Source organism: Pelotomaculum propionicicum (assembly GCF_048984525.1).
GTDB lineage: Bacteria > Bacillota > Desulfotomaculia > Desulfotomaculales > Pelotomaculaceae > Syntrophopropionicum > Syntrophopropionicum propionicicum_A.
This window is the reverse complement of the sequence record NZ_JBMGJC010000026.1, coordinates 1-9,599: the sequence shown is the minus strand read 5'-3', so window position 1 is coordinate 9,599 and position 9,599 is coordinate 1. Positions and strand designations below refer to the sequence as shown.

The window sequence follows — 9,599 nt, the reverse complement described above, 5'->3', positions numbered from 1 at the left end:
GGTTCTGCCAAGTAATCAGTGCACATGGCTTGAACGAAGTTTAAGCCAGCGTCTTTTAGGCGCTGGCCTGTAATAAGCCCTTATAGGGCTGGTTCAAACCACCCCATTTTGGGGTGGTGCTGATTTTTGAACACCCATGTCTACAGATGAATAACATGGAACGAAAGGAGGCTGAAAAGCAATGGCAAATAAAGACCTTAGCGCGGTAATAACTGATGTTCAGATAAGGAACGAGTGTACCGATGTTGTCTACCCCCGGGTCTCAGGCCTTCCAGACGACGCGGTCGAGGATAAGATTAACCGGATGATACAAGAACAGGTGCTTGCCATGATCCCAAAGGAAGGCTGCGATGTTTACCAGGAAATCAAAGGGATTTACGTGGTCGAACTAAATGACTGGAGTGTCCTGAGCGTAAAATTTGATGTTTACACTTTTAGGATACACGCCGCCAACGGCATTGATGAGCAAAGGTCGCTGACAGTGAATCTGGAAACAGGAAAGGAATACCGGCTGTATGATTTATTTAAAAGGAACAGCAACTATAAAAGCATAATTTCAGATATTATTAAAGACCAGATCGAGGAACAAAATATACCTTTGATAAAAGAGTTCAGAGGTATCGATGACTACGAAGAATTTTATCTGACTGAAAATGCCCTGGTCATATATTTCCAGGAAATAGAGTTCACCCCTCACTATATTGGAATTCCTGAGTTCACCATCCCGTACTCTCAAATAAGGAACCTGGTCAGAGAGGATGGACCCATTGCCAGGTTTATCAATAGACATTAATGTTTTTTTTGTTTGGATAAAAAATAATTTTGTCAGCATTCCGGGCCCCCACCTGTATGGTGGGTATTTTTTATTGAATTGCACAAAATTAATAGTTGTATAATGTTTATGAAATACAAATTTAATTAATTTTAGTTATTGTAAATAAGCGCTTAGTTGTTTAATCTAGATGTAAGTTAAAATTTTAGTAAAGGAGGGGTATGATGTTCAAGGAATTCAAGGAATTTGCGATGCGGGGAAATATGGTTGACTTAGCTGTCGGTATCATTATCGGCGCTGCTTTCGGAAAAATAATCACCTCGTTGGTTAATGACGTAATAATGCCTCCTATCGGCCTTTTGCTCGGGAAAGTTGATTTTTCCAACCTGTTCGTAGACTTAAGCGGTAAACATTACTCCACGCTGGCGGAGGCCAAGGCAGCTGGCGCGGCGACCATAAACTACGGCCTCTTTTTAAATACCGTGATAGATTTTATAATTGTGGCCTTTGTCATCTTCCTTATTATCAGGCAAATCAACCGCTTGAAGCGCGAGGAACCACCGGCTGCCCCCAATACGAAGGACTGCCCGTATTGTTGTACTGCTGTACCGGTTAAGGCTACGCGATGCCCTCATTGCACCGCCGAAATATAGGCAGCCGATAATATATGGTAAGGCGGGTGAGCTATAATGAGTAAAGCCCAGGTATACCTGGTTGCGGCAATAATGTTTGCTTTGGTTGTTGCCATATTCGCAGTGCAGAATACTGAAAAAATGGCCATTTACTTTTTATTCTGGCAGGTTAAAGAGGTTTCAAAAGTAATAATTATACTGGCGTCAACAGCATTAGGCGCCCTGGTGACGCTATGTCTGGGATTTATGTGGTCATATAAGAAGATCAAACATATCCGGCTGCTCGAAGCTGAGTTGAAAGAGTTAAAGAAAATGGTAAATACCAACAACACCGGTAAGGAACCTGCCGGAGGAGAACACCAGCAGGCCAATTGTTAACTAAAAGGATTAATTTCTGACGAGTAACCCCCTGTAAAGGGGGTTTAGTTTTTTAACTAGCCGGCGGTGAGAAAACTGCGGCAAAAAGGAAGGCCGGCTTGTCAATGGTGACCAGCGTCCATGTTCCATAATGGGCCATTTTTTTGTAATTTGTGGTGTAGAGAGGCTTAATAAATTCCAGATCCGATCCGATATAACAATATATGGTTCCGTTCACATATGTGAAAAATTTAGCCTTTATAAATATATTTTATTTATAAACAGAAAGGTGTTATTAACATGATCAAGGTAGGCATTATCGGTGGAGGCCGGGGAGGGGTATCGATCCTGGACGCCCTTTCCTCCTTAACAGAAGCTGAAGTAATCGGCATTTGCGACATAAAGCCGGACGCCCCGGGCATTACACTGGCTGGTGAAATAAAAACACCCGTTTATACCGATTACCGTAAGCTGCTCAGGCAGGACGGACTTGACCTTGTTTTTGAAGTTACAGGCAGCCACGCCGTACGGGAATCAGTGCATGTAAACTGCCCTTTAGGGGTGGAAGTGGTGGACGCCCAGGTGGCGAAGCTGATGATGCACCTTTTTGAGGAACTGGTAGAAACAAATAAAAAACTGCAGTCTGAGATCATTGAACGAAAAAAAGTCGAAGAGGCTCTCTGGGAGACTAACGAAAAGCTGAAAGAACTTGACCAGTTGAAGACTGATTTTTTGTCAACAGTGTCACACGAGCTCCGGACCCCGCTCACTTCCGTGCTCGGTTTTGCCCGTATTACTCAGAAGAAATTAGATGAAGTAATTTTCCCCCGGGTAAAACCAGGCGAGAAAAAGGTTGATAACGCCATCAGGCAGGTAAAAGAAAACATTAATATTACCATATCTGAAGGCGAAAGGTTGACGGAGCTTATTAACGATGTACTGGATATTGCCAAGCTGGAGGCTGGTAAAATCGAGTGGAGAATGGAAAAGCTCTCTGCAAATGAAATTATCGAACGGGCAATTGCTGCCACCACTTCCCTTCTTGTACAGAAAGATATTGCGCTGGTCAGGGATATAGAGGAAGGTCTGCCTGACCTGACCGGTGATGAGGACAGGCTTATCCAGGTACTCATCAACCTGATTTCAAACGCTGTGAAGTTTACCGGCGAGGGGTCTATAACTTTCAGGGCCAGGAAAACAGGGGAAGGTGTACAAATCAGCGTTATCGACACCGGAGTGGGGATAAGCGGCGACGATCTAAGGAAGGTTTTTGATAAATTTAAACAGGTTGGTGACACCCTCACGGAAAAGCCGCGGGGAACTGGCCTGGGCCTGGCTATCTGCAAGCAGATCATAGACTATCACGGCGGTAAAATATGGGTGGAAAGCGAACCAGGCAGGGGGAGCAGCTTCTCGTTTTCCATACCGGTGATCAAAGCAACAAAAACAAAGGACAGGCCGCTCGATGTGGATAACCTGGTCAGGCAGCTGAGAGACCATGTGGTTACCGTAAGCCATGATCACACTCAAGGGGAGAAGAAAATACTCGTTGTAGACGACGACTCAAATATAAGGTCGCTGCTCAGGCAGGAGCTGGAAGCTGACGGGTACTACGTTGCCGAGGCTAAAGACGGTTTGGAGGCAATTACCAGGGCGAAAGAACTGAAACCCGACCTGGTTATTCTCGACGTGATGATGCCCAAAATGGGTGGATTTGATGCGGCGGCAGTACTGAGGAACGACCCGGACACCATGAATATCCCAATAGTTATTCTCTCCATAATGGAGGATATGGACAGGGGTTTCCGAATCGGCATCGACAGCTATTATACAAAGCCGGTCAGGACCGAACAGCTGCTAAAAGAGATCGGCACGCTCGTTTCAAGGGGGAACTCCAAGAAGAGAGTAATCGTGGTTGACGAGGACGAGTCAGCGTCAAAAACCCTGGCCGAGGTATTGGAAGCAAAGGGCTATATGGTCGTGGTGGTAAATGACCTGGAAGGGTGCATCAAAAATGCCAGGGAATCAAAGCCGGATATGATTATTATAGATTCTTTGTTTTCGGACAGCTATGACCAGTTAAAAACCCTGAGGTTTGAAAAAGGCCTTGAAAACATATTTATGCTGATGTTGGGTAAACAGAACGACGAAAATATTGTTGTGGCCAGGCAGGATGCAGCGAATTAAATGAAGTGAGCGGTACATATGATCCAAATAAGCCTCAAGCGGCTCGTTTTAAAAGACGAGGTCCGCGGCATTATCTCTCAAGTAATGGTCTTGATTGGTTCCCCGGTCTGTATTAAGGACACCGCCGGGGAGACGATTATAGGAGAAATGGACCAGGGCTTGTCCTGTGAATTTCCAATTGTCCTTGAAAACAAGGCCATCGGCATGGTTTACGGGGGCGCACAGGCCTCGGTTTTGGCCTCTCTGCTTTCGTGCCTGGCCAACCTTGAACTGGAAAAAAAGGTGCTCGGACGCGAAACGCTTGAAAAGTACAAGGAAATCACACTGCTTTATGACATCACTGAAAAGCTGACAGCCAGCCTGGACCCCAAAGAAGCCGCCCAACTGGTTGCCGATGAGGCGAAGAGGCTCATAAAGGCCGATAACATTTCAGTTATGCTGAAAAACGAAGAAACCGGGATGTTTGAGGTATTAGCGTCTTCGGGCAGGGAGCTCCACCCCGGGGAAGGTCTGAAGATAGGGATAGGAATTGCCGGAAGCGTGGTCCTAAACGGCAGGGCGGAAATAGTAAATGATATATTATCTGACGAGAGATATGTAAGCGGGGCGATCAGGGTAAGCTCCCTGATGTGCGCCCCCCTGAAAATAAAGGACAGGGTTATCGGGGTTATATATATCAGCAGTGAAGAACCGGTGCACTACACGGCAGAGGACTTAAAGCTTTTATCGGCCCTGGCCTTCCAGGCGGCGGCCGATATCGAAAACGCAAGGCTTTATGACAGCCTAAAAGAGACATTCATAACAACAGTCCATACCCTGGCCGAGACTATTGAAAAAAGAGACCCCTATACAGGCGGACACACCAAGAGAGTGATGAATTACAGCTTGGCTGTCGGAAAAGTACTGGGGCTTTCCGAGCTGGAGATAGAACGCCTTGAACTGGCGGCAGTCCTGCACGATATCGGGAAGATAGGCATAAAGGACTGTGTGCTGCTAAAAAAGAGGAAACTTACCACCGACGAGTTTGAAGATATAAAGATGCACCCCATCTATGCGGAAGAAATCCTTGAGCATATCAAACACCTGAAGGGGGTTATTCCAGGCGTTAAACACCACCATGAACGTTACGACGGCAGCGGTTACCCGGAGCAGCTGAAGGGTGACGGCATAGATATTATCGCCAGAATAATCTCGGTGGTGGATGCCTTTGACGCCATGACTACGGACCGCCCCTACAGGAAAAGGATGGAATTGGCCAAAGCATTTGATGAGCTCAGGGAAAACTCTGGCACACAGTTTGACCCTAAGGTCGTCGATGCTTTTTTCAAAGCTTATGACAACGAGCAGATTTTAATAGAAGAGGAAGGTCAACATGAAGAAAATCCTGATAGTTGATGACGAGCTGCATATAAGGCTTCTATTAAAGCAGACTCTTGAGGATATTGAGGAAGAAGGGGTAGTGCTGCTGACTGCGGATAACGGGGAAAAAGCCCTGGAGACTATCGGCAGGGAGATCCCTGAACTTGTCTTTCTCGATGTGATGATGCCAAAGTTGAACGGCTTTGAGGTATGTGAAGCGGTAAAGCATAGCCTCGGCATGAAAGAAGTGTATATCGTGATGCTTACCGCGAAGGGACAGGAGTTTGACCGGCGCCGGGGGTTGGACGTAGGGGCCGATGTATACATCACCAAACCCTTTAACCCTGACGAAATCGTTAAAAAGGCCAGGGAAGTGCTGGGAATATAAGGCCTTATTCTGTAAGGTACGCTTTTTTTGTTTAAAACATGGGTATACTATTAACTATAAATGGAATCTAACCGATAGTATAACTATACCTTAGTATAACATCTGATAAGCCAAAAATTTATTGAGATTTATCCAAAGAACCTATATAGATCTATACCATGGCAGGATGTGATCCGGGACCAGCTTTGATAAATTAAAACTAATAAAACCATTTGTGCTGCAAAAACTTATATGGTAAAATAAGGTAATATAGTTCCAAATGATAAGGGCAAACCTATCGTGAGGTAGGGACGCAAAGCCAAGGGTCTTGTTAAAGAAGACAGCCGGTTGCCTTTGGAGTAAATTAAAACTCCTGGGATACCGAGGAGTTTTTTATATGAAGTGAAGGTGATTATTATCAATAAAAAATCAAATTCGATTTTATGTTTTACATTCAGCGCTTTGCTGCTCTTGTTCACCTTTCACTTTGCAGCAGCGGCACAGGATATCGTTACTGACGGGGAATTGTATTCAGTAAGGGTTCAAAGCAATTTAGAAAAAAATAAAAGCAAGTATGAAAGAAATATATATGAATCCGCTTATTCCATGGAAGAACTGGGTCAGGAAATTAAAAATAACTTAAGCAACCGCGAACAGTCATTTTCTATCAGATATATAAATGATACCGGTTCTTTAAAGGAAGAGATTAAAGGTGTCTTTGACGGGATTATGAGCCAGGACGATTATCTCCATTACACCATCGAAAGGTACTCATATGTATATGAGGGCTTCGAAGGAGACGTCACAATAAGTTTTAAAGTGCAGTATACAGAGACAAAAGAGCAGTTTGATTATGTCACCAGCCGTGTAGATGAAATACTGAGCCAGATTATTACGGACGGCATGGATGATTATCAGAAAGAAAAGGCCATCCATGATTACATCGTCCTGAATGTTGAATACGACACAAGTTATACCGAAAATTCGGCTTATGCCGCCCTGACCAAAGGGAAAACGGTCTGCCAGGGGTACTCTCTGCTCGCTTATAAAATGTTGAACAAGGCCGGCATAGAAACAAGGATCGTCGAAGGAGACGCAAAGGGACTCCACCTGTGGAACCTTGTCAGGCTGGATGGAATTTGGTACCACCTGGACTGCACCTGGGATGACCCGGTGCCAAACCGGGACGGCTTTGTATCCTATAGGTTTTTTAACCTTACTGATGAGCAGATCAGTGTGGACCACAAAATGGTAAAAAGCCCCCACCAAGCCTCATAAAAAGGAAGGATACATATTATGTCGACTGTAGTTGTAAACCTATCAGCCGCCCTAATAATTACACTCGGTTATGTTTACCTGAGCAAACTGGATAAAAAAAGTGAGGTTTTTTTATGGGCTTCAGGCTGGGCTGTTTATACATTTGGATTAATTATGGCTCTTGCGGCTCTGGCCTGGCATCAATCTGCAGCATTTGTCATCGGGAACCAGTTGTCCGCCTTTATCAGTGGCCTGCTATTTTTATGGGGCGCCTTCATTTTTACTGGTAAAGAAAGACCGTCATGGTGGCTGCACAGTTCTGTTATGGCCGCTGTAATTATTGTTATATCAGGTTTCTTATACCCCCAGTTTGTTTATTTTAAATACGTCATGTTTTCTTTAAGCGTGGTAATTTATATTTTCGCCGGCGTCGAATTTATATTATTTGACGACAGCGAGAAAACGGGGAGAATTATCGCCGGCCTGGCCCTGGCCTTGTGGGGAGCGGACAGGTGTATCTTCACTTTTCTGAGGGGTGACTTCAATATCAACCCCCTGGGATATACCGGTGTCCTGTCCCTGTCTCTGACAGTATCATTTGCGCTGCTGCTGGTTTATTTGCAAAAAGAAAAAAATACACTTAATAAAAGCAGTGAAGGCTTACGCCACCTGGCGGAGAACGCGAGGGATATAATTTACCGCTTCCGGTTGCTGCCGACACAGGGATATGAATATGTAAGCCCGGCCGCTGCCGATATCACCGGGTACACCCCCGAAGAACTCTATGCCGATCCGGAACTCAACACCAGGCTGGTGCACCCGGAAGACAGGCCGCTCTATAAGGCCATGAAGCAGTCTTCAGGATTGTTCAGCGATGCGGTAGCCCTGAGGTGGGTACGCAAAGACGGCAAGACAATCTGGGTTGAACAGCAAAACGTGCCCATATACGACGAAGTGGGCAGCATTGTCGCCATGGAAGGCATCGCGCGCGATATATCCGACCGCAAGCAAACTGAAAAGTTTTTAAAGAAAGTGGAAGAAAGGCTGCAGACTGCACTGCACCAGGTTATGGACATCATCGAATTTCTCCCGGACCCCACTTTCGTTATCGACAGGGAGAAAAAAGTCATTGCCTGGAACCGCGCCATAGAAGAAATGACCGGCGTGCCGAAAAAGAATATCATCGGGAAGGGAGATTACGAGTACGCGTTTCCTTTTTACGGGCTGCCCAAGCAAATGTTGATTGATACTGTACTGGAAAGTGATAAAAATTCCGGGAACAGCAGCCCCGAATGGAAAGAAGCCCCGATTATCACAGAGATATACGCGCCATGCCTGTACAACGGGAGCGGCGCCTACCTGTGGTCGGCTGTTTCACCGCTTTTTGACAGCGGAGGCAACCTGGTTGGGGCAATCGAATCGTTCCGTGATATAACCGAGCGAAAAGAGATGGAAAAGCAGCTCAAGTACCTTGGCACACATGACCCCCTCACCAAGCTGGCCAACCGCACCTACTTCGAAGAAGAAATGAGCCGCCTTGAAAGCGGGGAGCACGAACCGGTGACCATAATAGTATGCGACGTGGATGGACTGAAGCTGGTAAACGATACGCTGGGGCATAAAGCCGGGGACAACCTGCTGATTGCCGCGGCAGACGTTCTCCGGGTGCCTTTCCGCCTGGAAGGGGTTGTCTCGCGGGTAGGCGGCGATGAATTTGCAGTTGTGCTTAAGAATACGGACAAAGAAACTGCTGACCGCGCCTGCCAGCAGATCTGCGAAGCGACTAAAGAACGCAACAAGGGCGCTGAAATTCCTTTAAGCCTGTCAGTGGGTTTTGCGACGAGGAAGGACCCCCTGACCAGCCTTACCGAACTTTTCAAAGAGGCCGACAACAACATGTACCGGGTAAAGCTTCACAGCAGCCAGAGCGCCCGCAGCACTATTGTTAAAAGTATGATGAAGATGCTGGAAACAAGGGACCATATTACGGAAGGACATGGCGAGCGGGTCCAGGATTTAGTGGTAGAACTGGCCAGAGCCTACGGGCTGCCGGAAAACAGGATGAACGACCTGCGCCTTCTTTCCCAGTTTCACGATATCGGCAAGGTCGGCATACCGGATAAGATACTATTTAAACCGGGCTCTCTCAACACTGACGACGAGTTTGCCGAGATGCAGCGCCACTGCAGTATTGGCTACCGTATAGCCCAATCGGTACCGGACTTGGTCCCGATCGCCGACTGGATTCTCAAACACCACGAATGGTGGAACGGCAAGGGTTATCCGCTGGGTCTGGAAGGCGAAGCAATACCGGTTGAGTGCCGTATTTTATCCATTGTTGACGCGTATGACGCTATGACCAATGACCGCCCCTACCGGAAAGAATTGACTCACACGCAGGCAATCACCGAGCTGTTGAAGTGCTCAGGAACCCAGTTTGACCCGCAACTGGTTTCTGTATTCCTGAGGCTGTGGCAGCCCAGCAGTTACATCAGGGTAGTAAAATAAGACGAGCCGGTCAGAAGCTGACCGGCTCTTTGCATTATACTTCAGTAAGTTCTCCTGGCATGGTTTTAGCCAGGAGAACAAAAAACCGCCCGCTATGCGGGTGGGATTCAATGCTTAAGCAAAGCAACACCCTTCTGCTTTCTGTTAAAATGATGAGTGT

General features: G+C 46.4%; 8 protein-coding genes and 1 riboswitch. All 8 genes read left to right on the top strand.

Annotation, left to right across the window (positions count from 1 at the left end; genetic code table 11):
* Positions 1-181: 181 nt before the first annotated feature.
* The gene (locus tag ACOBQJ_RS16880; RefSeq protein ID WP_421072951.1) at positions 182-793 is read left to right on the top strand and encodes a DUF3298 domain-containing protein; all 612 of its coding nucleotides are present in this window, start codon (positions 182-184) and stop codon (positions 791-793) included.
* A 203-nt stretch (positions 794-996) separates the two neighbouring features.
* Positions 997-1,425 carry a large conductance mechanosensitive channel protein MscL gene (gene mscL / locus ACOBQJ_RS16875; protein ID WP_421072952.1) on the top strand — a complete coding sequence of 143 codons (429 nt, stop codon included), beginning with the start codon at positions 997-999 and terminating at the stop codon, positions 1,423-1,425.
* Between the two features lie 36 nt (positions 1,426-1,461).
* On the top strand, positions 1,462-1,782 hold the full coding sequence (locus ACOBQJ_RS16870; RefSeq protein WP_421072950.1) for a LapA family protein: 321 nt from the start codon (positions 1,462-1,464) through the stop codon (positions 1,780-1,782).
* 279 nt (positions 1,783-2,061) lie between these two features.
* A complete protein-coding gene (locus tag ACOBQJ_RS16865; protein WP_421072949.1) occupies positions 2,062-3,948 on the top strand; it encodes an ATP-binding protein in 1,887 nt (628 codons plus the stop codon).
* Positions 3,949-3,966: 18 nt separating this feature from the next.
* Entirely contained in the window at positions 3,967-5,343 is a 1,377-nt protein-coding gene (locus tag ACOBQJ_RS16860) for an HD-GYP domain-containing protein (protein ID WP_421072948.1), read from the top strand.
* On the top strand, positions 5,321-5,695 hold the full coding sequence (locus tag ACOBQJ_RS16855; RefSeq protein WP_421072947.1) for a response regulator transcription factor: 375 nt from the start codon (positions 5,321-5,323) through the stop codon (positions 5,693-5,695). Before ACOBQJ_RS16860 ends, ACOBQJ_RS16855 begins: the two co-directional genes overlap by 23 nt.
* A 257-nt stretch (positions 5,696-5,952) precedes the next feature.
* A riboswitch (cyclic di-GMP riboswitch) is annotated at positions 5,953-6,030 on the top strand.
* Positions 6,031-6,076: 46 nt separating this feature from the next.
* A complete protein-coding gene (locus tag ACOBQJ_RS16850; RefSeq protein WP_421072946.1) occupies positions 6,077-6,952 on the top strand; it encodes a transglutaminase domain-containing protein in 876 nt (291 codons plus the stop codon).
* 18 nt (positions 6,953-6,970) lie between these two features.
* The gene (locus tag ACOBQJ_RS16845) at positions 6,971-9,439 is read left to right on the top strand and encodes an HD domain-containing phosphohydrolase (RefSeq protein ID WP_421072945.1); all 2,469 of its coding nucleotides are present in this window, start codon (positions 6,971-6,973) and stop codon (positions 9,437-9,439) included.
* Positions 9,440-9,599 lie beyond the last annotated feature (160 nt).